Origin of the sequence: Thiocystis violascens DSM 198 (assembly GCF_000227745.2) — a bacterium.
GTDB classification, from domain to species: Bacteria; Pseudomonadota; Gammaproteobacteria; order Chromatiales; family Chromatiaceae; genus Chromatium; species Chromatium violascens.
Window position 1 is genome coordinate 1,936,602 of the sequence record NC_018012.1, and the last position, 19,603, is coordinate 1,956,204.

Genomic DNA, 19,603 nt, shown 5'->3' on the forward strand with positions numbered 1-19,603 from the left:
GAGCGATTCAGTCATGTTGATGCCCATGCCGATGAAACACGTCCGGCTGCTGGTCCTGACCGAGGATCTGCCGCGGGCGTCGATGGCGCTCGCCGCCACCGAGAGCTTCCACCCGGATACCCGCCCTCCGGAAGAGTCCCGGCTCGACGCGCTGCCGGGACGCGAATATCGCGAGACCTTCAACCAGGCCCAGTCCCGGTACGCCAAGATCGCCCGGCTCATCCCGCTGGATACCGCGCCCGATCTCGACACGATCCGCGTGGTGGATCAGGAGGAACTGAGCGCGCTGAACGTCTGGCTGGGCGGTCTGTGGGACGAAACCTCCAGGTATGAGGAAGACTTTCACCGTTTGGACGAGAAGGAACGGCTGATCAAGGAACAGCAGGCCGCGCTGGAAAATTTCAGCCATCTGAACATCGACCTTGGCATGCTGCGCAACAAAACGCGCTTCCTGGACTTCCATGTCGGTCTGGTACCGCGCGAGAATCTGCGCCAACTGGAAGGGGCGGTCAGTCTGGCGGGCTCCATTCTCTCTGTCTACATGCAGCAGGGCGACCATGCGCATGTCGTGATCGTCGGCCCTGGCGACAAGGAGTCGGCGCTCGCGCCGCTGCTCGCTGCCGCAAGCTTCCAGACGCTGCCCATTCCGTTGGAACTCGATCGCAAACCCGCCGAACTTCAGGAGGATTTCGCGAACCAGCGTCTCGCCATCGCCGCGCAGCGCCAGGCGCTCCAGGAGGATCTGGAACGCTGGAGCAAATCCTTCCGCGACCGTCTGCTGGCGGCCCGTCATACCCTGATGCTGGCCGAACCCCTGGTCACCCTGGATGCCTCGCTGCGCAGCGCCGGAAATCTCGCTCATCTGGCGGGTTGGGTACCGGCCCCCGCTGTCGCGGAGCTGGAGCGGACTCTGCGCGAGACGCTGACCCATCCCTTCGATCTCGCCAGTCGCGATCCGCTGCCCGACGAGCGCAAGCTGGTACCGACGGTGCCGCTCAGAAGCCGCCTGCTCGCCCCCTTCGCCCTGCTGGTCAACCAATACGGCATCCCATCCTATGGCGAAGTGGATCCGACGCCGCTGTTCGCGGTGACCTTTCTGTTAATGTTCGGAATGATGTTCGGCGACCTCGGACATGGCGCGGTCATTGCTTTGGCCGCGCTCTGGGCGCGTGGCAGGCTGCCGAAGTTTTACCTCTTTGGCGTCTTCGCCGGTCTTTCGTCCATGGTCTTCGGACTGCTGTTCGGTAGCGTGTTCGGTTATGAAGACATCCTGCCGGCACTCTGGATGTCGCCGCTGCACGATCCGATCCTGATGCTGAAGGTCGCGCTTGGCTGGGGCATCGGTTTCATCGTGGTCGCCTGTCTGCTCGGGATCTACAACCGTCTGGCGATCGGCGATCCGCTGGGTGCGCTCCTTGAACGACACGGCTTGGTCAATCTGCTGTTCTATCTGTCCTTTCTTTGGGGCGGCTACGGTCTCGCCACGACCGGAGCCTTCGGCACGCTGCCCGCTCTGCTGGTCATCGGTTCGCTGCTGACGCTCGCGGCCTTCCAATGGCATCACCTGACCGCGCCGACCGGCGAGAAGGCGCTGGTCGTCGCCATCGAAACGCTCGACACCGTCATCGTCTATCTGTCCAACACGCTCTCCTTCCTGCGCGTCTCCGCCTTCAGCCTGAACCATGTCGCCCTTTCGCTCGCCATCTTTACCCTGGCCGGCATGATGGGGAGTTTCGGACATATCGTCACCGTGATCCTTGGCAACGTGTTTATCCTGGTTCTCGAAGGCGGGATCGTCATGATCCAGGTGATGCGTCTTCAATATTATGAAGGTTTCTCGCGCTACTTCTCGGGCGAAGGGCATGCTTTCCTGCCCCTGCGTCTGCGACAGATTTCGATACACAAATAATAGAAACGCTGTTAACTCTAACGGAGCATTGCATGTACTGGCTCGTCGCACTCATGTCCCTGGCCATCCTCGGCCTCATCGTCTCCGGCATCGCGCTGGAATTTCGCCCTGCCCTCGCCAGCCGTATCCGTCCCTGGTATCGGCCCGCGATGGGCACGCAACTGATCGCCTTCGTCGGCGCCCAGCTCGGACTGCTCTTCATGGGCGTTTCCGATGCCATGGCGCAGGCCGAAACCGTCCATGCCGTCGCCCCCGAGATGTCGATCGGCATGGGCCTGGCGATTCTCGGCGTCGGGATTCCGACCGGCCTCTCCACCATCGGCGCCGGCATCGCGGTCGGCCCCATCGGCGCCGCCTCGCTGGCGGCCGTCATGGAACGCCCCGAGGCACTGGGCCGCACCTTGATCTTCCTGGGTCTGGCCGAAGGCATCGCGATTTACGGCCTGGTCATGAGTATTCTGTTGCTCAACCGGCTGGGTTGATCGTCGCGCAATGGACATCGAGCACAAACCCGGCGCCTCGACCCGCATGTTGTTTCTCGGTGAGGATCGCCTCGCGGACGGCTTTCGGCTGATCGGGTTCGAGACCCATCCGAACCCGGACCCTCGGGACGTCGACCGTATCCTTCGCGACCTGCAAAGAAAACGGGAGACGGCCTTCGTGGTCGTGGACGATGCCGTGATGAGTCAGGACATCCCGCATCTGCGACAGGTACGCCGCGAGGGCGGGCGGATCATCGTGATCGCCGTCCCCGCGCTCAACGCACCACCCAAACTGGCGAGCGAGGTGGCCGCGCGCCTCGCCGCGCTGTTTGGCGCCGCCACCCTACAATCCGGTCAAACCGGGGAGCGAGAGGCATCGTGAATCAGGTAGAAGAACTGGAGCGGGCCATTCTGTCCCGCGCGGAGCGACTGGCGAGCGAATTCCGCGAGCGCGCCGGGCGCAGCCGCGACAACATTCTGCGCGAGGCGGCCGAGCGTCTGCGGCTGCGCGAGGCGCGCGAGGAAGCCATCGCCAAATCGCTGGCCGAGCGCAGCTTCCGCCAACGTGTGCAGGCCAGCGAGCTGAAGATGCAAACCCATCTCGACCGGATGCGCTGGAATCTGGTGCAGAACGTGGAGCGCATGCTTGCCGAACGGATGCGCGCCTTCATGGCGGATGAACCGACCTATCGGGCCTGGATCGACCGACTGATCGTCGAGGCGGCCGAACTCATCGAGTCGCCGGAGCTGATCGTCTCGGCCAATGCCCAGGATCAGCGCCAGCTCAATGCGCGCTGGGCGCAAATCGCCGAGGCGCTGCCGCCCGGCAAGACCGCCACCCTCGCCCCCGCCGCCGAGGCCATCGACACCCTCGGCGGCGTGCTGATCGCTAGCCAGGACCGGCGTATTCGCGTCGACCAGACCTTCGAGGGACGGCTTGCGCGACTCCAGCCCAGGATTCAGCAAACCATCCTGGAACGCCTGCTGCCGGGCGGATTCGAGACCGGCAACCTCTTTACCGGATGATGAGACCATGAGCGAAACCCCTTTTTCGACGGCCTCGAGAGTCGGCGTCATCCGCGACATTAACGGCCCCATCGTGACCATCGACCTGCCCGGCGTGCGCAGCGGCGAACAGGTCAAGATCGGCGAACTCGGACTCTTCGGCGAGGTCATCTCGCTGAATGGCGAGCAGGCCATTGTGCAGACCTACGAATCCACCGATGGGGTACGACCCGGCGAACCGGCGGTCGGACTCGGCTGGCCGCTGTCGGTCGAGCTTGGCCCCGGACTCATGGGCGGCATCTTCGACGGCGTGCAGCGTCCGCTGTCGAAGATCGCGCTGGAATCCGGCGACTACATCCGTCGCGGCATCAGCGTCCCGGCGCTCGATCGCGCCAAGGAATGGGAATTCGAGCCCAACAAAGCGCTGGAAGCCGGCACCAAGGTCGGACCCGGCACCGTGCTCGGCACCGTGCAGGAAACCCTGACCGTGCTGCACCGGATCATGGTCCCACCCGGCGTTTCGGGCGATCTGGTGGAGATCGCCCCGGCGGGCGAATACGACATCGAATCGACCATCGCCCGCGTGCGCGATCATAAGGGCATCAGCCATCGGCTCAGCATGTACCAGCGCTGGCCGGTGCGCAAACCGCGCCCCTATCTGCGCCGCGACGATGGCGTCTCGCCGCTGATCACCGGACAGCGGGTCATCGACACCTTTTTCCCCCAGATCAAGGGTGGCAAGGGCGCGGTTCCCGGCCCCTTCGGCGCCGGCAAGACCGTGGTCCAGCAGCAGATCGCGCGCTGGTCCAATGCCGACATCGTCGTCTATGTCGGCTGCGGCGAGCGCGGCAACGAGCTGGTCGACGTGCTCGAAACCTTCCCGGAACTCGACGACCCCTACTCCGGGCGCAAGCTCATGGAGCGCACCCTGCTGGTCGCCAACACCTCCAACATGCCGGTGGTCGCGCGCGAGGCATCGGTCTATGTCGGCATGACCATGGCCGAGTATTACCGCGACATGGGTTATGACGTGGTCATGCTGGCCGACTCCACCAGCCGCTGGGCCGAGGCACTGCGCGAGGTCTCGGGCCGGCTCGGTCAGATGCCAGTCGAGGAAGGCTATCCCGCCTATCTCGCCTCGCGCCTCGCCGCCATCTACGAACGCGCCGGACGGGTCGAGACCTACGACGCCGGCACCGGCTCGGTCACCCTCATCGGCGCGGTCTCCCCGCCCGGCGGCGACTTCTCCGAGCCCGTCACCAGCCACACCAAGGACATCATCGAAACCTTCTGGGCACTCTCCAAGGAACTCGCCGACGCCCGTCATTACCCGTCGATCGACTGGGTGACCAGCTTTTCGAGCCATGTCCACACCGCCGCGCAGTGGTGGCACAAGGAAATCGACCCGGACTGGGAGAAGCGCCGCGGCACCGCGCTCGCCCTGCTCGCGCGCGACGCCGAGCTGTCGCGCATCGTCAACCTGGTCGGCCCCGAGGCGCTCTCCAGCGCCCAGCGTTGGGAGCTGGAAGGCGCCTCGCTGGTCAAGGAAGGCGTTTTGCAGCAAAGCGCCCTGGACGAGATCGACACCTTCTGCTCGCCCGCCAAGCAATACGCCCTGCTCGATCTGGCGATCACCATCTATAAACGCGGCGAAGCGCTGATCAAGCTCGGCGTCCCAGTGACCGAGTTGCAGAGACTCCCGCTGCTCGCCAAGATGCGACGGATCAAGTCCATGTACACCAGCGATCAGCTCGATCAGATTCAGGAGTTCCGCAAGGAAGTCGATCAGGCGATGGAAGCGATTCGGATTGAGTATGCGAAGCATGGGGAGGGATCTGTGCGGGAGACAGAAAAAAGTTGACGACATTTGACATAAGATCGAGAGGTTTATCCGATGAGTAATTTTGTCATCTGTGTCAATAATGAAGACAACCCCGCAAGCCTGATATTAGGCAAAGTTTATCCCGTACTTCCGGATATGGATGCCGCTGCGCACAAGATGGTTCGCATTATTGACGAGGACCAATCAGAGTCTGACGGCTATCTCTACGAAGCATCCATGTTTGTCAATATCGAGTTGCCAGAAATGGTCAAGCGAGTTCTGGAACATCGAGCGGATGCATAACCCTGTAGCCCGCGTAGGATGGGTAGAGTGACCGCGCGCTGATCTCTCGGATTCGCACTAAAGGTCATCGGTCACGATACCCATCGAACCACCGCACTGATGATTAACCTTAGAGTGCTATCGGAAAACTGGGAGCGTATGACTTGTGTGCGGATCTGCAATGCCGACGCTTGGGTTCGATGGGTTTCGCTTCGCTCTACCCATCCTACGCTGACTCACTGTTATGCTGAAAACAAAGAGAGGTGAACCATGTCTGCCGTGAAGGAAAGAATGGCCGATGTGATCCAGAATCAGCCTGAAGATGCAACGTATGAAGAAATCCTCAGAGAACTCGCTTTTGAGAAAATGGTGTCGTCAGGGTTAAAAGACTCAAGGGAGGGAAAGACAATTTCAAATGAAGAAATGGAGCGCAGGATTAGCGCATGGCAGAAATAAGGTGGACAGAAGCGGCTGTAACATGGCTCCGAAATATCTACGATTACATTTCAGAAAATAACCCAATTGCTGCACAGAGCGTAATAGAAGGAATTTATGAAAAGACACAAGTCTTAGAACGCTTTCCAGAGATCGGCTATAAATACCGTGATGAACCAGATGGGCAAGTAAGAATTCTTCTTTATGGCCATTATAGAATTGCCTATCTCATCAGAAAAGAAAGTGTCGAAATTCTTGGTGTTTTCCACGGCCCAATGGAAATCGAAAGGTACATCAAGCCCGCGTAGGATGGGTAGAGTGACCGAGCGCCGATCTCTCGAATTCGCACTGAAGGTCATCGGTCACGAAACCCATCGAACCACCGCACCGATGCTCAACCTTAGAGTGCTATCGGAAAACTAGGAGCGTATGACTTGGGTGCGGATCGGCAATGCCGACGCCTGGGTTCTACGCTGGCTTAGAGTGCTATTGGAAAACTAGGAGCGTATTACTTGGGTGAGGCATCTGCAATGCCGACGCTTGGATTCGATGGATTTCGATGCGATCTACCCATCCTACGCTGGCTGCTAGTGGCACAAGATAATGAGCAAAATTGTATCTGTCCAATTGGAATGGAAATATTCTCCTGAAACGTACCTAGAAGAACCGATTTCAATTCCATTTGATGTAGGTGATTTAGAGATAAAGGATGGAGTTGCAATCGCAAGAATAGATCCCGAGAAATACCATTCGGATAGTTCAATACGGGAAGTATTGACCCGAAAAATCCAAAGTAGATTGCATGCTGTCCAGATCATAACGCATAATTCTACTTTGTTAGCTTGACATAAGCTTATGATTTTCAAATATTATTTTCAGGGAAAATTTTATTTGGAAATGGCAGATCATGGCTAACGCGATTGGTAGCGAAACCGATGCGATGTTAATTCTACTTTGTTAGCTTGACATAAGCTTATGATTTTCAAATATTATTTTCAGGGAAAATTTTATTTGGAAATGGCAGATCATGGCTAACGCGATTGGTAGCGAAACCGATGCGATGTTAAAAAACATGGTTGGTAACCTCTCCGCTCATCTGGAGGATTATCACGAATTTTTTCAAAACGAAACAGCTGATGGTCATGAACTGAGTCGAGCTTACATCATGGGTCTTCTCAAAACTGAAGCCGGAAAACGGAATCTCGAACGCATCAACGAAGAAATTGATGTGTCCGGTGGTGATGGTTATCAACGGATCCAACAGTTCATCACAGATTCACCGTGGTCGGCGGGAAACCTCATCGGTGCGATCGCCCAAGACACCTCAAGTCTGTATGCGAATCAGCCGAATTATCGCGGTCGGGATGTCGGCTACATCATTGATGAGTCAGCGCATCTCAAGAAAGGCAAGTATTCCGTTGGCGTCGCGCGGCAATATGCCGGTGTCATTGGTAAGGTTGAGAATTGCCAGGTAGGCGTTTATGCCAGCTTAGTTTGGGAATCACAGAGCACGTTAATTAATGAGCGGTTGTTCCTTCCAACGTCCTGGACCGCTGATTTAAAGCGATGTGACCAAGCGGGTATTCCTGAAGAGGCACGTCAGTTTAAAACGAAGATCGAACTCGCACTGGAGATGATTCAATCCGATCTGGCGGCGGGCGTAGACATTGGTTGGGTGGGCGGTGATGGCCTGTACGGACACGGGTTAGAGCTTGGTGTTTCTTTAGATAACATAGGGTTAAATTTTCTGCTTGATGTTCATTGCGATCAGATGATCTATCCCCCTCAAACCCATTCTATCGGTTCCGGAATCCGCTGGGCGAGGACGAAAGCCAACCAAACTTCAAGCTGATCGCGACCCCACGCAAGTGAGATGGTATGCCGACCATCTTTATCCTTTCCAATGGCGCACGATGGCCGTTCGCAATGGGGCCAAAGGGCCGATCACGCTGTCCGTTCATACCGCTCCCGTGTGGGTTTGGGATGGCAAGTCGGAGCGCGTGACCGAGCGGGTATTGGTCATCAGCCGAAATCACGCGGACAACAAGATCAAATACTCACTCAGTAATGTCGATTATCGGAGCACCCCGATCGAAAGGCTGGCTTACATGCAAGCACAGCGCTATTGGGTTGAACGGGCATTTCAAGAAGCCAAAAGCGAATTAGGAATGTCAGATTATCAAGTCAGAAAATGGAATGCCTGGCACCACCATATGGCGCTGGTGATGTTGTCGCTGTCCTTTATTGTTAAAGAGCGTCTTTTGCACAAAACCGATTATCCATTGGTGAGTTGCCGTGATCTTCGGCTTCTCATCATCGCTTTACTACTCAACGATCCGGATGCGGTCGAAAAAAGAATCCAGCAAATGCGGGTCAGGCATGAGCAAAGGCGCAAGGATATCGAGCGTTATTACAAGCTGACCGCGACGGGATAGTCAATGCGTTTGAATTAAAGTAACAAAGTAGAAATAAAGACTTCGAATTGAGTAAGCCGTCCCGAACGGATATTCGAGAAGATGGAAAAAGGAATCATTTTCTGGAATGTGAATCTTGCATCATGACCATGAGTGCGGGAATAGTTGACTTAGTGGTTAAAGATAAAGATGGAAATATTGTCTCGGACACAAAAAGAGAGCGTTTAGATAAACAAAAGCGTTTTGCATCTCTTGTAGATAATCATATACATTCCGATGCTACGCTTGACCAAATGCTCAAGAGCTACCAAAAATCAGTCAAAGACCCTGATGATGAGTTGGTTCATTTATACGAAGTTAGAGATTCTCTCTCCAAGAAGTTTGGATCAAAGAAAGACGCAATACAAAAACTAGGCATCACAAACGCCGAGTGGGAAGAAATTGGAATATTGGCTAATACCCTTCCGCTCAAACAAGGTCGACACAGAGGCAAAGCTGTAGGTGCGCTCAGAAACGCAGCAACAGCCGAACTTGAGAAAGCACGTAAATCTGTTGCTTACCTAATTGAAAAATACTTAGAGTATCTGGAAATGTGATAAATCCACTAACAATCACATACACTCGGACAGTAAAAACGCCGCTCCTTCGTCGCTCTACTTTTTTCTGCCGGTGATGTGAAATGTTAGGTGATATATCATGAGTTTTTCACATGCCAGAATGCACATGCCGAGGAGGAAATCCAAATTGTTCCAAGTGCGGTGGTTGGGGATGGGTTGGAGATAAAGTCTAGGGAGTTCAATGCGGCTATTTTCACGCAGTTTTGTTCCCGCAGACCCTTGGCGCACCGCAGCCGATGAGAGAAGCTTAAGTTACTGATTTAAAATAGCGTTACTCTATTATGCTTCGGGTTGAAAAACTGCATGAGCTAGAGACACTGAAAACAGGCCAGATTAAACACCCTACCAACACGCGCATCCTCTTTGCATGCGACTGTAAGCAGAAGCTACATTGAAAATTTAGCCTACGGCCTGGGCGCAAGCGGTTATCCAAACGATACAACTCTATGAGGTCATGAAATGAATCAAGAGTACACGGCCGTTGTAAAGCAAGATGGCGATTGGTGGATCGGCTGGATCGAGGAAGTCCCAGGCGTGAACTGCCAGGAACCGACTCGGCAGGAGTTGTTGCAATCGTTGCGTATCACGCTGAGGGAAGCCATCGAACTGAATCGTCAAGACGCTTTGTGCGCGGCCGGATCGGAATACATGGAAGAAAAAATTGCGGTATGAAGCGAGCTGCTTTTCTAAAGTATCTGCGAGGACACGGTTGCGAACTTTTACGAGAAGGCGGCAGCCATTCCTGGTGGTGGAACCCGGTACAGAACAAACGCTCGGCCATTCCTCGTCACAATGAAGTCAACGATCTTCTTGCAGTCAAAATCTGTCATGACCTTGGCGTCAAACCGGTTAAATAACACATGAGCATTAAAGAATATCGCACCGCAGTCGAGGCCCGTGGCGGACTGCTGGTGGTCAAGAATACCCCCGCCGTGGCGTTCGGCGACCGGGTTCAGATCGAGGATCACAGCGGTCAGATCCGCAACGGTCAGGTGATCCGCGCGGCGGATAACGAGGTGCTGATCCTGATCTTCGAGGGCACCGACGATCTGGATCTGGAAAACACCTGGATTCGCTTCCTGGATGAGCCGATCGAGATCGCGCTCTCCCCCGAGATTCTCGGGCGTGAGTTCAACGGGCTCGGGGTGCCCCGCGACGGCCGCCCGCCGGTGCTGTCGAGTCTGCGCCGTCCGGTCAGCGGGTCGGCCATCAACCCGGCCGCGCGCACCTATCCGCGCGAGTTCATCCAGACCGGCATCTCAACCATCGACGGGCTGAACAGTCTGGTGCGCGGTCAGAAGCTGCCGATCTTCTCGGGTTCCGGTCTGCCCCATAACCGGCTCGCCGCTCAGATCGTGCGTCAGGCAAAGCTGAAGGATCAGGACAGCAGTTTCTCGATCGTCTTCGCCGCCATGGGCGTGTCCTACGCGGACGCCAAATTCTTCCGCGACGAATTCGCCAACTCGGGCGTGCTGCGCAATGTGGTGATGTTCGTCAATCTCGCCGACGATCCGCCGGTGGAACGGCTCACCCTGCCACGCACCGCGCTGACCGCCGCCGAATATCTGGCCTATGACCTGGATCGGCATGTGCTGGTGGTGCTGACCGACATGACCAACTATGCCGAGGCGCTGCGCGAGGTCGCCACCGCCAAGGGCGACGTGCCGGCGCGCAAGGGCTATCCGGGCTATCTCTACTCGGATCTGGCCGAACTCTACGAGCGCTGCGGACGCATCCATGAGCGGCATGGCTCGATTACGATGATGCCGGTGGTCTCAATGCCCTCGGATGACATCACGCACCCGATCCCGGACCTGACCGGCTATATCACCGAGGGTCAGATCGTGCTGTCGCGCGAGCTGCACAATCAGGGGATCTATCCGCCGGTGCACATCTCGCCGAGTCTGTCCCGACTGATGAAGGACGGCATCGGCAAGGACGACACCCGCGAGGATCACCCGCGGGTCGCCGCCCAGCTTTATTCGCTCTATGCCCGTGCGCAGGAGACGCGCAATCTCGCCTCCATCATCGGCGCGGACGAACTCTCGGAGCGCGACCGCCGCTATCTGAGCTTTGCGGACGCCTTCGACCAGCGCTTCGTCGGTCAGGGCGAGTCCGAGGATCGTTCGATCGAGGCCACGCTGAATCTGGCCTGGGAGCTGATGAGCAGTTTCCCGAGAGACGCGCTGACCCGACTGAAGGAAACGGATCTGGCCAAGCATTATCAGGGGAGCGATTAGCGCGCTTGGTGGCCGGAAAAACGGCTATCCTTTCGCCATCCTCATTTGCCAGCGCGAGGTTTCACGCCATGGCGCTTGCCTGCAAGACGGTCGCCGCGCCAGCGGCCGCCGATCTCTATGAGATGGATACGCATCTTCCAGAACCGGACCCCGTCCCCGGCATCACCTGCGAAACCTGCGACGCGGCCTGTTGTCGTCTGGAGGTGTTGTGTCTGACCGAGACCGGCGTGCCACGACGCTTCACCACGCGGGACGACTGGGGCGGAACGGTCATGGAACGACTGGACGATGGCTGGTGCGCGGCGCTGGACCGCGACACCCTACGATGCCGCATCTATGCGCAGCGACCGCTGGTGTGTCGCGAATTCGAGATGGGCGGACCTGACTGCCTCACCGAACGCGGGATCGACCTCCGCTAACTCTTACCGCGAGACCACGCATGGCCCAACAACTGATCAAGGTTCCGCCGACCAAGAACACCCTGCTCAAGCTGAAAAAGCAGACGAAATTTCTGGAGGAAGGCCATGACCTGCTGGAACGCAAGCGCGAACTGCTCACCCGTCTGGTCTATGAACGCATCGGCGAATACCGCCAACTCCGGGAGACCGCCGAACAGGCACTTGCCAAAGCCTATGGCTGTCTGAGCATCACCCATCTGCGCATGGGCAGCCGGGGGATTCATCAGGCGGCGCTGGGCGCGGAACCGGCCCTGGAGGTGGACATCCTGCCCCGCCGCGCGCTGGGCGTGGAATATCCGGCGGTGACTAGCGAGCGTGTCCCCTTGAAGCCGGTCGGTCTGCTGGGAACCGACGTCAGTTTCGACGCCACCCGCGATCATCTGGCCAATGCGGCCGTGCTGCTCGCCCGTCTCGCCGAGGTCGAGATTGCCTTGCATCGACTGCTGGAAGAACAGCGCAAGGCGCAAAAGCGGGTCAATGCGCTCAAGTACAACATCATCCCGCTCTACCGGCGCACGATCCATTTCATTCAGTCGTCGCTGGAAGAGGAAGAGCGTAACACGCTGTTTCAGGTGAAGCTGTTGCGACAGCGGGCGGATAACAAGGATGCCACGGCGGCGGCCTAAGAATCCACATCGAGGTCGAGAGGCAATCCAGAAGAGTATCCATCAACGTCTGGCCCCGGCGTCGACGCCGGATCGTTGCAATTCACAAAGACGAGAGAGCGCGCAAAATCATCGCCGAGAGTTGATCCATGCACGTATGACCGGTGCGATTTTCGAGCATGGCTCGTTCAGTCCATTGAACGGCCGGTCGCAACCAGCCGATCCAGGATCCCAAACAGCGCCCCATGGATGAGCGCGTAATCGTCCGCGTCCGCCGCCAGCAGACGTTCCGCGTTTTGCACATAGGCCGCCGGCAGAAGTTCGTCGGCGCAGTTGGCGACGATGTCGGCAACGCTCCGGGGCGTGGATTCCAGATGACATTGCAGTCCGAGCACACGCCCGTCATAGAGAAAGACCTGTTGCTCGCAGACGTCGCTCCGCGCCAGATGAACCGCTCCAGGCGGCAGGTCGAAGGTGTCGCCATGCCAGTGAAAGACCTGGATCCGGGGCGGCAGAAAACCGACGATCGGCGATGACTGTCCCGCGTCGGTGAATTCGATGGGGAACCAGCCGATCTCCTTCTCCGGGTTGCGATAGACCCGCGCACCCAGCGCGGCGGCGATCAACTGCGCGCCAAGACAGACGCCGATCACGGTTTTACCGGCGGCGATGGCCTCGCCGATCAAGCGTTTTTCGGGAACCATCCAGGGATACTCGATGTCATCCTGGACGCCCATCGGACCGCCCATGACGACCAGCCAGTCGAACCCGGCGGGGTCTGGCAGAGCGCCCCCGGAATACACAGGCGTTAGCGTCAACGCGTGGCCCCGCGCGTTCGCCCAGTCGGCGATGCCAGCCGGACCCTCGAAGGGGACATGCGTGAGAGCGTGAATGCGCATCGGTGAATTTCCTCTATGGTCACGAAATCGCCCCAGTTCACGGCGTCCAGCCGTCCACGTCGTTCAAAGCGTCATCCATGAAATCCAGCAGATTCGCGTCAGCCAGATCCGCCTTGGCGGCCAGGCCCGATTGACGGCGACATTCCAACGCAAAACCTGGACGCCGAGTATCCGGCCCCCCTGAAGCCGTTCGTGGTGAGGCACTCGACGTTCGTGGTGAGGCACTCGACGTTCGTGGTGAGGCACTCGACGTTCGTGGTGAGGCACTCGAACCACGAACGGCTTCAGGCTCCGAGGCTGCGGATTTCCCGGACATCGCCTTAAGGCGCCCCCTGCCCGATCCGCTCCAGACGACTCCTGGCAAGACGCGCCTCGGTGCTGTTGGGATAGCGTGTGACGACCTGTTCCAGCGATACCTTCGCCTGATCATAGGCTTGCTGATCGTATTGGATATAGCCGATCTTGAGCATGGCCGCCGGCGCCTTGGGGCTGTTCGGATTGAGCTGCACCAGCCGATCGAATTCAGCCAAGGCGGCGGGATAATTCCGCTGGACATAATAGGTCTCGCCTAGCCAGTACCGGCCGTTGTCCGTAAACTCGCCCTGCGGATAGCGGCGCAGCAGGTCGTTGAAGGCGTCCTTGGCCTCGTCGTATTTGCGGTCTTTCAGCAATGAAAAGGCCGCGCTGTAGGCATCTCGCTCGCTCCCACCGAAGGTTTCGGGTTGCGGCAGCGAGGGAATGCCGACGGGTCCGTCGGTGATTTGCGACGCGGGGTCTGGCGCGGGCGCGACGGTCTCGACCGGCGGTTGCAGATCGCCGCCGCTGGCGTCGATCACACCCTCGGGCAGGGTCGGTTGCTGACCGCCGCTGCCTGTCGGCGCCGTCCCTTGCGGATCGGAGCGGCTCGCGTTTAGTCGGGAGTCGATGTCGAGATACTGGTCGCGCTGCTGACGCTGGAGTTTGTCGATGTCGAAGCGTTGCGTTTCGAGCATGCCGCGCAGTTCCTGCATCTCTATTTGCAGGCGCTGCACTTGCAGCAGCAGTTCGGAACCGCTTTGATTTTCCAGAATCCGCTCAAGACGCCCGACCCGCCCTTCGAGCAACGAGGGCTCCGCGGCAAGCGCGCCGGATTGGAATGCCACGAGACAAGCGCCAGCGAGAAACGGCAGGATCGAGTGGTGTTTCACGGTCGAGGCTCCTTAGTACTGAATGACGACGCGACGATTGGCGCGCCAGGACGGTTCGCCGTGTCCCGCGTCGGCGGGGCGCTCCTCGCCATAACTCAGGGTGGACATCCGGTCCGGCGGAACGCCTTCGGCGAGCAGGAAGCGACGCACGGCATCGGCGCGCTGATCGCCGAGCGACAGGTTGTATTCGCGGGTGCCGCGTTCGTCGGTATGACCTTCCAGCGTCACGCGGCGACCCGCGTTGGTGCCCAGATAGGTCGCGTGGGTGCGCATCAGGGGGATGAACTCGGGTTTGATGTCCACCGTGTCATAGTCGAAATAGATGGTTCGGCGATACAGCGGATTGGATGGATCCTCCCAAGGACCGGCATAGGTTGGTCGGGTTGATTCGACGCTCCTGCCGACCTCCGATGCGGCGGGCGCGGTGATCTGGGCCGCCGCGGAGGCGTCCGAGACCGTCCGTTGGGGAGGCGTCGAGCAGCCGCCAAGAGTCAGAATGGCGATCAGACCAACGCACGGGAGCGCGATCCAGGAGAAAACGTGGTGCGGAGAGCGTGTCATGATGCCGCGTGATCCTTTAGGTGATTTCCGGAACAGACTTTACCGATTTTCCGTTCGTCCTTCGACCCTTCGGCTCCGCTCAGGACTCAGGACGAACGGAAAATTTGCAGCCTCGGAGCCTGAAGCCGTTCGTGGCGAGACAGAAGCCGTTCGTGGCGAGACAGAAGCCGTTCGTGGCGAGGCAGAAGCCGTTCGTGGTGAGGCACTCGAACCACGAATGGGTTCAGGCGGATCACTAGACAGCCAGGTTTTGATATGCAATTTTTCGGAAATCGCCTTAGCGGATGAAGGGTGACCAGGCCGGCTCGCGAACCTGACCCGAGTCCTGGGAGAGTCGCTGATTGCCTCCGCCTTCCACGGACGCGGCGGCCAGTACCCCGCGACCGCCATGGATCGTCGCGTAGATGACCATGCTGCCGTTCGGCGCGAAACTCGGCGATTCGTCCAGCGTCCCGTTGCTGAGCAGACGGGTAATCCCGCGTTCGGTATCCAGAACCCCGATGCGAAAGGCCCCATTGATGCGGGTGACCATCGCGACCGAACGACCATCCGGCGCATAAGAGGCGCGCGCATTGTAGTCGCCATCGATACTGATCCGTTCGGCGGCACCGCCCGTGGCGGACATGCGATAGATCTGCGGACTGCCGCCCCGGTTGCTGGTGAAGATCAGATGACGGCCATCCGGCGACCAGGCGGGTTCGGTGTCGATCGCGAAATGGTCGGTGAGTCGGATGAGTTCTCGGCTCAGGAGATTCAACACGTAAATCTCCGAGTTACCGTCCTTCGAGAGCGTCATGGCGAGTCGCTGCCCCTCCGGCGAGAAGGCCGGCGAACCGTTGATGCCGGGATAACTGGCGACCAGATCGCGCCGCCCGCTGTTCAGGTCCTGCACATAGATGGCGGCGCGCCGGTTCTCGAACGAGACATAGGCAATGCGCTGGCCGTCCGGCGACCAGGCCGGCGACAGGATGGGCTCGGCGGATGAAACGATGGTCTGCGGATTGTCGCCGTCCGCGTCCGCAATTCGCAGGGTCACGGTCTGATTGTCGACGCTTCCGCTAGAGGTCACATAGGCGATGCGGGTCGCGGCCACGCCCGGCTGACGGGTCAGCTTTTCGTAGATGAGGTCGGCGATCAGATGCGCGGTGTGACGTAGCCCGGTCTTGCTGCCGACGAGGCTGGTGCTGGCCAATTCGTTGCCGCCGAGGACATCGTAGAGGCTGAAACTGATCCGAAAACCGGTGCCCTCGGGATCGATCTGCCCGATGACCAGACTATTCATCCCGAGCAGACTCCAGTCACGCAGATCCACCGCCTCGCGGGTGGTCGGCATGTCCAGCATGTCGCGCGTCGGCATCGGCTTGAACTTGCCGGTGCGGGCCAGATCGGCGCTGATCACAGCGGCGATGTCGACCGGCGGAATCAGGCCCTCGGAGACGCCGAAGGGGACGATGGCGATGGGCTGCGCGGCCTCGACGCCGCCTGTGATTTCGATGTTGAGCCGGGGCGCGGCTGAACCGACGCCAACCCCGGTCAGGCTCAGGACGAAGGCGAGAACGATGAGCGGCAAGCGCTGATATCTGCTCATGATGAGAGATCCCTGTTAAGGCGAAAAGGTGAGATCGAACTCTCGGAAGCGTTCAAATGTCGGACCGGATGGCACGGGTAACGGCGAGGCGTTATAGACCGCGGCGATCACGGATTGATCGAATGACGTGTTGCCGCTGCTCTTGATCAGACGCACGCTATTCGGAACGACATCGCCGCCGGGAATCAGCCGTGCCGAGACGACCGTGACCAGATCGCGACCCGTCGCGGGCGGGCGGGTCCAGAACTGACGGACCCGGTCGCGGATCACCGGGATATAGCGATCGGCCTCGCGCGCGAGTTGCTCGGAGGCCAGCGCGGACAGCAGGTCTTCCTCGCGCGTGCGCTGCGACTCTTCGGCCGTCTCCTGGCGTGCGCTACGTTCGGCATTGGCGCGCGCCGCTTGTTCGCGCGCCTGATGGGCGATGTCCTCGGCGAGTCGGCGTTCCTCGTCCTCGGCCATGCGCGTGGCTTCCCGCGCGATCCGTTCCTGGCGCGCGGCTTCGGCGGCACGGCGCTCCCGTTCGCGTTCGCGTTCGGCCTGACGCCGCGCCAACTCGGCGGCCGCCCGCAGACGCTCCCGTTCGGACGCCATTTCGCGCGCCGCTTCCTCTGCGCGCCGCTGTTCCTCTTGGGCGCGGGCGCGGGCCTCCTCGGCGAGACGCTCTTCTTCGGCCTGCCGGCGCGCGAGCGCCTCGGCCTGACGTCTGGCTTCCGCCTCGGCCGCGCGACGCGCCTCGATAGCTTCTTGCCGGGCCGCTTCCGCCTGACGTTCGGCGTCTTGTTCCGCCTGACGGCGCGCGGTCTCCTGGGCCTGACGTTGCGCTTCCAACTCGGCTTGACGCTGAGCTTCCAACTCCACCTGACGTTGGGCCTCGCGCTGCTCGGCTTCGCGTGCCTGACGTTGCGCGGCCTGTTCGGCCGCGCGCAGGGCGTTCTCTTCCGCTTCGCGCTGGGCCTGTTCCTCGGCCGCGCGTTCCGCCTGCCGGGCGGTTTCGGCCGCCTCCGCGCGTTGCGCCTCGGCCAGACGCGCCGCCTCCGCTTCGCCCGCGCGCGCCTCCCCCGTCGACGCCGGATCGTCCGGGCGCCCGGCATCGCTGGATTGAATATCGGCCACCATGGATTCGAGCGCGCGATCCGACACGATGCTGGCCAGAACGACCCTGGACCGGCTGCCGGCATCGACCGTGGGCCGCGTGAACTGGGCGCTCACGAAAAACAGCAGCCCGAAGAGCAGATGCAGCCCCAGCGACCAGTACAAGGCCCGAGGATTGCGCCGCAGGATCTGCCACATGATTAAGGCTCGCGACGCTCCGGCGGCACGGTGATCAACCCCACCTCCGGCGCGCCCGCCTTCTGTGCGATCGCCATGACCCGCACCACCCGGCCATAATCCACGCGGTGATCCGCCCGCACCAGAATGGGCGTCTCCGGTTTGTAATCGAGCACGACGCGCACCCGATCATAGAGAATTTGATCGCTCGCCGGCTGATGCTTGTCCTTGCCGACATCGATGTAATAGTCGCCGAACTCGTCCACGGTGATGACCACGGATTCGATGGTCGGGCTGGCGAGTCCGCCGGTCTTTTCCTGGGGCAGATTGACCTTGACCCCCATGGTGATTAGGGGCGCGGTGACCATGAAGATCACCAGCAGCACCAGCATCACATCGATGTAAGGCACGACATTGATCTCGGCCATCAGCCGGCGGCGGTTGCGACTGCGCTTGTGCTTGATCATGGCGTCGAGGCTCCCCGCACCTCAGCCCCGCCCCTGACGCTGAAGCAGGGTCGAAAACTCCTCCATGAATTCCTCGTAACGGTTGTTGAGCCGCTCGACCTGATTGGCATAACGGTTATAGGCAACGACCGCCGGAATGGCCGCGAACAAACCGATGGCGGTCGCGACCAGCGCCTCGGAGATACCGGGCGCGACCAGCGCCAGGGTCGCCTGTTCGACGTTGCCGAGCGCATGAAACGCCTGCATGATGCCCCAGACGGTGCCGAACAGACCGATATAGGGGCTGGTGGAACCGACCGTGGCCAGGAAGGCGAGATTGGTCTCCAGCCGATCCATCTCGCGGCTCAAGGCGACGCGCATGGAGCGTTCGGACCCTTGCAGGATCGCCATCATGTCGTTGCCCTCGACCTTGCGCATGCGCACGTATTCCTTGAATCCGGCACGGAAGATGGCGGCCAGTCCCTGATTGCCCTTCTCGTCCTGACCCAGTTCCTGATAGAGCGCGCTGAGATCGCCGCCGGACCAGAACCGCTCCTCGAAGGCGAGGGCCGTCTTGCGGGCCTTCGCGAGGATTCGGCCGCGATCCAGGATCATGGTCCAGGAGATGACGGACGCCGCCAGCAGCACCAGCAGTACCAACTGGACGACGAGGCTGGCATGCAGGATCAGATTCAGTAGCGACAGATCGGTGGTCATGACGTCTTACTCCACGGACGCCGGCGACGGACGGCCGGTTCCAGCTAAAATTCCGGACACGAGCGCGGCCGGCAGACGGCGGGGCCGCAAGGTACCGGCATCGATACAGGCGACGTTCACGGTCCCCTGGCAGCAGAGCGCGCCGTCCGCGTCGCGGAGGATCTCCTGCGCGAAGGTCAGACTGGCGCCCCCGATGTGCGCGAGGGCGGAGCGCACCGTCAGCAGGTCATTGAACCGCGCCGGCGTCCGATAATCGAGTTCAACCCGACGCACCGTGAACAGAATGCCCTCGTCCCGGCGCAGCGCATCCTGCTCATAGCCCAGGGCGCGCAGCCACTCGCTGCGGCCCCGTTCCAGGAAGCGCAGATAATTGGCATAAAAGACCACGCCGGCCGCGTCCGTATCCTCGTAGTAGATACGCACGGGCCAATCGAAGGTTGCCTTGGGATCGTCGCGGGATGTCGGCATCTTGTCGGAAGGCGGGCTGGCTCGCTCAAAAGATATTGAGTTTAGCGGAAACGACTGGTCAGGGCATCTTGTCCCTAGGGGCGCTCCCATGGGTAATGACGAAGCTGCCAGAATACAGGTACGCTAACAGACATGGCTCACGCTCCTGGCAGCGACGTCCCACCCAGCGCGTGTTTCGCGGACACGCGGCATCACA

General features: G+C 59.8%; 25 protein-coding genes. 16 read left to right on the plus strand and 9 right to left on the minus strand.

Annotation, left to right across the window (positions count from 1 at the left end):
* Positions 1-13: 13 nt before the first annotated feature.
* From THIVI_RS08590 to THIVI_RS08655, 16 genes are all read left to right on the plus strand, one after another.
* Positions 14-1,909, plus strand: coding sequence for a V-type ATP synthase subunit I (locus THIVI_RS08590; protein ID WP_014778209.1), 1,896 nt, complete (start codon positions 14-16; stop codon positions 1,907-1,909).
* Positions 1,910-1,941: 32 nt separating this feature from the next.
* Positions 1,942-2,391: an ATP synthase subunit C gene (locus tag THIVI_RS08595; RefSeq protein ID WP_014778210.1), complete on the plus strand. Its 450-nt coding sequence runs from the start codon at positions 1,942-1,944 to the stop codon at positions 2,389-2,391.
* A gap of 10 nt (positions 2,392-2,401) precedes the next feature.
* Complete coding sequence (locus THIVI_RS08600; protein WP_014778211.1) at positions 2,402-2,773, plus strand: V-type ATP synthase subunit F; 372 nt, start codon at positions 2,402-2,404, stop codon at positions 2,771-2,773.
* Positions 2,770-3,417: a V-type ATP synthase subunit E gene (locus THIVI_RS08605; protein ID WP_014778212.1), complete on the plus strand. Its 648-nt coding sequence runs from the start codon at positions 2,770-2,772 to the stop codon at positions 3,415-3,417. Before THIVI_RS08600 ends, THIVI_RS08605 begins: the two co-directional genes overlap by 4 nt.
* Before the next feature lie 7 nt (positions 3,418-3,424).
* The gene (locus tag THIVI_RS08610) at positions 3,425-5,257 is read left to right on the plus strand and encodes a V-type ATP synthase subunit A (RefSeq protein WP_014778213.1); all 1,833 of its coding nucleotides are present in this window, start codon (positions 3,425-3,427) and stop codon (positions 5,255-5,257) included.
* A gap of 33 nt (positions 5,258-5,290) precedes the next feature.
* Positions 5,291-5,521, plus strand: a complete 231-nt coding sequence (locus THIVI_RS08615; RefSeq protein WP_014778214.1) for a hypothetical protein — start codon at positions 5,291-5,293, stop codon at positions 5,519-5,521.
* A gap of 249 nt (positions 5,522-5,770) precedes the next feature.
* Positions 5,771-5,956 carry a hypothetical protein gene (locus THIVI_RS08620; RefSeq protein ID WP_014778215.1) on the plus strand — a complete coding sequence of 62 codons (186 nt, stop codon included), beginning with the start codon at positions 5,771-5,773 and terminating at the stop codon, positions 5,954-5,956.
* Positions 5,944-6,243, plus strand: a complete 300-nt coding sequence (locus tag THIVI_RS23550) for a type II toxin-antitoxin system RelE/ParE family toxin (RefSeq protein ID WP_014778216.1) — start codon at positions 5,944-5,946, stop codon at positions 6,241-6,243. The genes THIVI_RS08620 and THIVI_RS23550 overlap by 13 nt, the downstream gene beginning before the upstream one ends.
* A 719-nt stretch (positions 6,244-6,962) precedes the next feature.
* Entirely contained in the window at positions 6,963-7,787 is an 825-nt protein-coding gene (locus THIVI_RS25655) for an IS701 family transposase (protein WP_245537407.1), read from the plus strand.
* A gap of 61 nt (positions 7,788-7,848) precedes the next feature.
* On the plus strand, positions 7,849-8,370 hold the full coding sequence (locus THIVI_RS25660; protein WP_041446856.1) for a hypothetical protein: 522 nt from the start codon (positions 7,849-7,851) through the stop codon (positions 8,368-8,370).
* A 122-nt stretch (positions 8,371-8,492) separates the two neighbouring features.
* Positions 8,493-8,945, plus strand: coding sequence for a hypothetical protein (locus THIVI_RS24630; RefSeq protein WP_157174412.1), 453 nt, complete (start codon positions 8,493-8,495; stop codon positions 8,943-8,945).
* Positions 8,946-9,425: 480 nt separating this feature from the next.
* A complete protein-coding gene (locus THIVI_RS08640; RefSeq protein ID WP_014778217.1) occupies positions 9,426-9,638 on the plus strand; it encodes a hypothetical protein in 213 nt (70 codons plus the stop codon).
* A complete protein-coding gene (locus tag THIVI_RS26150; protein WP_083845730.1) occupies positions 9,635-9,823 on the plus strand; it encodes a type II toxin-antitoxin system HicA family toxin in 189 nt (62 codons plus the stop codon). Before THIVI_RS08640 ends, THIVI_RS26150 begins: the two co-directional genes overlap by 4 nt.
* Before the next feature lie 3 nt (positions 9,824-9,826).
* On the plus strand, positions 9,827-11,206 hold the full coding sequence (locus THIVI_RS08645) for a V-type ATP synthase subunit B (protein ID WP_014778218.1): 1,380 nt from the start codon (positions 9,827-9,829) through the stop codon (positions 11,204-11,206).
* A 68-nt stretch (positions 11,207-11,274) separates the two neighbouring features.
* Positions 11,275-11,625 (plus strand): YkgJ family cysteine cluster protein, encoded by a 351-nt coding sequence (locus THIVI_RS08650; RefSeq protein ID WP_014778219.1) that lies wholly within the window; start codon positions 11,275-11,277, stop codon positions 11,623-11,625.
* 20 nt (positions 11,626-11,645) lie between these two features.
* The gene (locus THIVI_RS08655; RefSeq protein WP_014778220.1) at positions 11,646-12,290 is read left to right on the plus strand and encodes a V-type ATP synthase subunit D; all 645 of its coding nucleotides are present in this window, start codon (positions 11,646-11,648) and stop codon (positions 12,288-12,290) included.
* A gap of 167 nt (positions 12,291-12,457) precedes the next feature.
* Here the strand turns inward: THIVI_RS08655 and THIVI_RS08660 are convergent, their stop codons facing one another.
* From THIVI_RS08660 to ybgC, 9 genes are all read right to left on the minus strand, one after another.
* Positions 12,458-13,168 (minus strand): type 1 glutamine amidotransferase, encoded by a 711-nt coding sequence (locus THIVI_RS08660; RefSeq protein WP_014778221.1) that lies wholly within the window; start codon positions 13,166-13,168, stop codon positions 12,458-12,460.
* A 37-nt stretch (positions 13,169-13,205) separates the two neighbouring features.
* Positions 13,206-13,598 carry an antitoxin MazE-like protein gene (locus THIVI_RS26040; RefSeq protein ID WP_342610573.1) on the minus strand — a complete coding sequence of 131 codons (393 nt, stop codon included), beginning with the start codon at positions 13,596-13,598 and terminating at the stop codon, positions 13,206-13,208.
* Positions 13,489-14,355, minus strand: coding sequence for a tol-pal system protein YbgF (gene ybgF, locus THIVI_RS08670; RefSeq protein WP_014778222.1), 867 nt, complete (start codon positions 14,353-14,355; stop codon positions 13,489-13,491). The genes THIVI_RS26040 and ybgF overlap by 110 nt, the downstream gene beginning before the upstream one ends.
* A 12-nt stretch (positions 14,356-14,367) precedes the next feature.
* A complete protein-coding gene (gene pal / locus THIVI_RS08675; protein WP_014778223.1) occupies positions 14,368-14,916 on the minus strand; it encodes a peptidoglycan-associated lipoprotein Pal in 549 nt (182 codons plus the stop codon).
* Positions 14,917-15,193: 277 nt separating this feature from the next.
* Positions 15,194-16,504 carry a Tol-Pal system beta propeller repeat protein TolB gene (gene tolB / locus THIVI_RS08685; protein WP_014778224.1) on the minus strand — a complete coding sequence of 437 codons (1,311 nt, stop codon included), beginning with the start codon at positions 16,502-16,504 and terminating at the stop codon, positions 15,194-15,196.
* 15 nt (positions 16,505-16,519) lie between these two features.
* Positions 16,520-17,797, minus strand: a complete 1,278-nt coding sequence (gene tolA, locus THIVI_RS08690; protein ID WP_014778225.1) for a cell envelope integrity protein TolA — start codon at positions 17,795-17,797, stop codon at positions 16,520-16,522.
* Between the two features lie 2 nt (positions 17,798-17,799).
* Complete coding sequence (gene tolR, locus THIVI_RS08695; protein WP_014778226.1) at positions 17,800-18,243, minus strand: protein TolR; 444 nt, start codon at positions 18,241-18,243, stop codon at positions 17,800-17,802.
* A gap of 21 nt (positions 18,244-18,264) precedes the next feature.
* Positions 18,265-18,939: a protein TolQ gene (gene tolQ / locus THIVI_RS08700; RefSeq protein WP_014778227.1), complete on the minus strand. Its 675-nt coding sequence runs from the start codon at positions 18,937-18,939 to the stop codon at positions 18,265-18,267.
* A gap of 6 nt (positions 18,940-18,945) precedes the next feature.
* Complete coding sequence (gene ybgC / locus THIVI_RS08705) at positions 18,946-19,407, minus strand: tol-pal system-associated acyl-CoA thioesterase (protein WP_014778228.1); 462 nt, start codon at positions 19,405-19,407, stop codon at positions 18,946-18,948.
* Positions 19,408-19,603 lie beyond the last annotated feature (196 nt).

Coding starts and splice junctions, on each gene's coding strand:
- THIVI_RS08590 (WP_014778209.1), top strand. CDS start 14: ATGTTGATGCCCATGCCGATGAAACACGTCCGGCTGCTGGTCCTGACC.
- THIVI_RS08595 (WP_014778210.1), top strand. CDS start 1,942: ATGTACTGGCTCGTCGCACTCATGTCCCTGGCCATCCTCGGCCTCATC.
- THIVI_RS08600 (WP_014778211.1), top strand. CDS start 2,402: ATGGACATCGAGCACAAACCCGGCGCCTCGACCCGCATGTTGTTTCTC.
- THIVI_RS08610 (WP_014778213.1), top strand. CDS start 3,425: ATGAGCGAAACCCCTTTTTCGACGGCCTCGAGAGTCGGCGTCATCCGC.
- THIVI_RS08615 (WP_014778214.1), top strand. CDS start 5,291: ATGAGTAATTTTGTCATCTGTGTCAATAATGAAGACAACCCCGCAAGC.
- THIVI_RS08620 (WP_014778215.1), top strand. CDS start 5,771: ATGTCTGCCGTGAAGGAAAGAATGGCCGATGTGATCCAGAATCAGCCT.
- THIVI_RS23550 (WP_014778216.1), top strand. CDS start 5,944: ATGGCAGAAATAAGGTGGACAGAAGCGGCTGTAACATGGCTCCGAAAT.
- THIVI_RS25655 (WP_245537407.1), top strand. CDS start 6,963: ATGGCTAACGCGATTGGTAGCGAAACCGATGCGATGTTAAAAAACATG.
- THIVI_RS25660 (WP_041446856.1), top strand. CDS start 7,849: ATGGCCGTTCGCAATGGGGCCAAAGGGCCGATCACGCTGTCCGTTCAT.
- THIVI_RS24630 (WP_157174412.1), top strand. CDS start 8,493: ATGACCATGAGTGCGGGAATAGTTGACTTAGTGGTTAAAGATAAAGAT.
- THIVI_RS08640 (WP_014778217.1), top strand. CDS start 9,426: ATGAATCAAGAGTACACGGCCGTTGTAAAGCAAGATGGCGATTGGTGG.
- THIVI_RS26150 (WP_083845730.1), top strand. CDS start 9,635: ATGAAGCGAGCTGCTTTTCTAAAGTATCTGCGAGGACACGGTTGCGAA.
- THIVI_RS08645 (WP_014778218.1), top strand. CDS start 9,827: ATGAGCATTAAAGAATATCGCACCGCAGTCGAGGCCCGTGGCGGACTG.
- THIVI_RS08650 (WP_014778219.1), top strand. CDS start 11,275: ATGGCGCTTGCCTGCAAGACGGTCGCCGCGCCAGCGGCCGCCGATCTC.
- THIVI_RS08655 (WP_014778220.1), top strand. CDS start 11,646: ATGGCCCAACAACTGATCAAGGTTCCGCCGACCAAGAACACCCTGCTC.
- THIVI_RS08660 (WP_014778221.1), bottom strand. CDS start 13,168: ATGCGCATTCACGCTCTCACGCATGTCCCCTTCGAGGGTCCGGCTGGC.
- THIVI_RS26040 (WP_342610573.1), bottom strand. CDS start 13,598: ATGATCAGGCGAAGGTATCGCTGGAACAGGTCGTCACACGCTATCCCA.
- pal (WP_014778223.1), bottom strand. CDS start 14,916: ATGACACGCTCTCCGCACCACGTTTTCTCCTGGATCGCGCTCCCGTGC.
- tolB (WP_014778224.1), bottom strand. CDS start 16,504: ATGAGCAGATATCAGCGCTTGCCGCTCATCGTTCTCGCCTTCGTCCTG.
- tolA (WP_014778225.1), bottom strand. CDS start 17,797: ATGTGGCAGATCCTGCGGCGCAATCCTCGGGCCTTGTACTGGTCGCTG.
- tolR (WP_014778226.1), bottom strand. CDS start 18,243: ATGATCAAGCACAAGCGCAGTCGCAACCGCCGCCGGCTGATGGCCGAG.
- tolQ (WP_014778227.1), bottom strand. CDS start 18,939: ATGACCACCGATCTGTCGCTACTGAATCTGATCCTGCATGCCAGCCTC.
- ybgC (WP_014778228.1), bottom strand. CDS start 19,407: ATGCCGACATCCCGCGACGATCCCAAGGCAACCTTCGATTGGCCCGTG.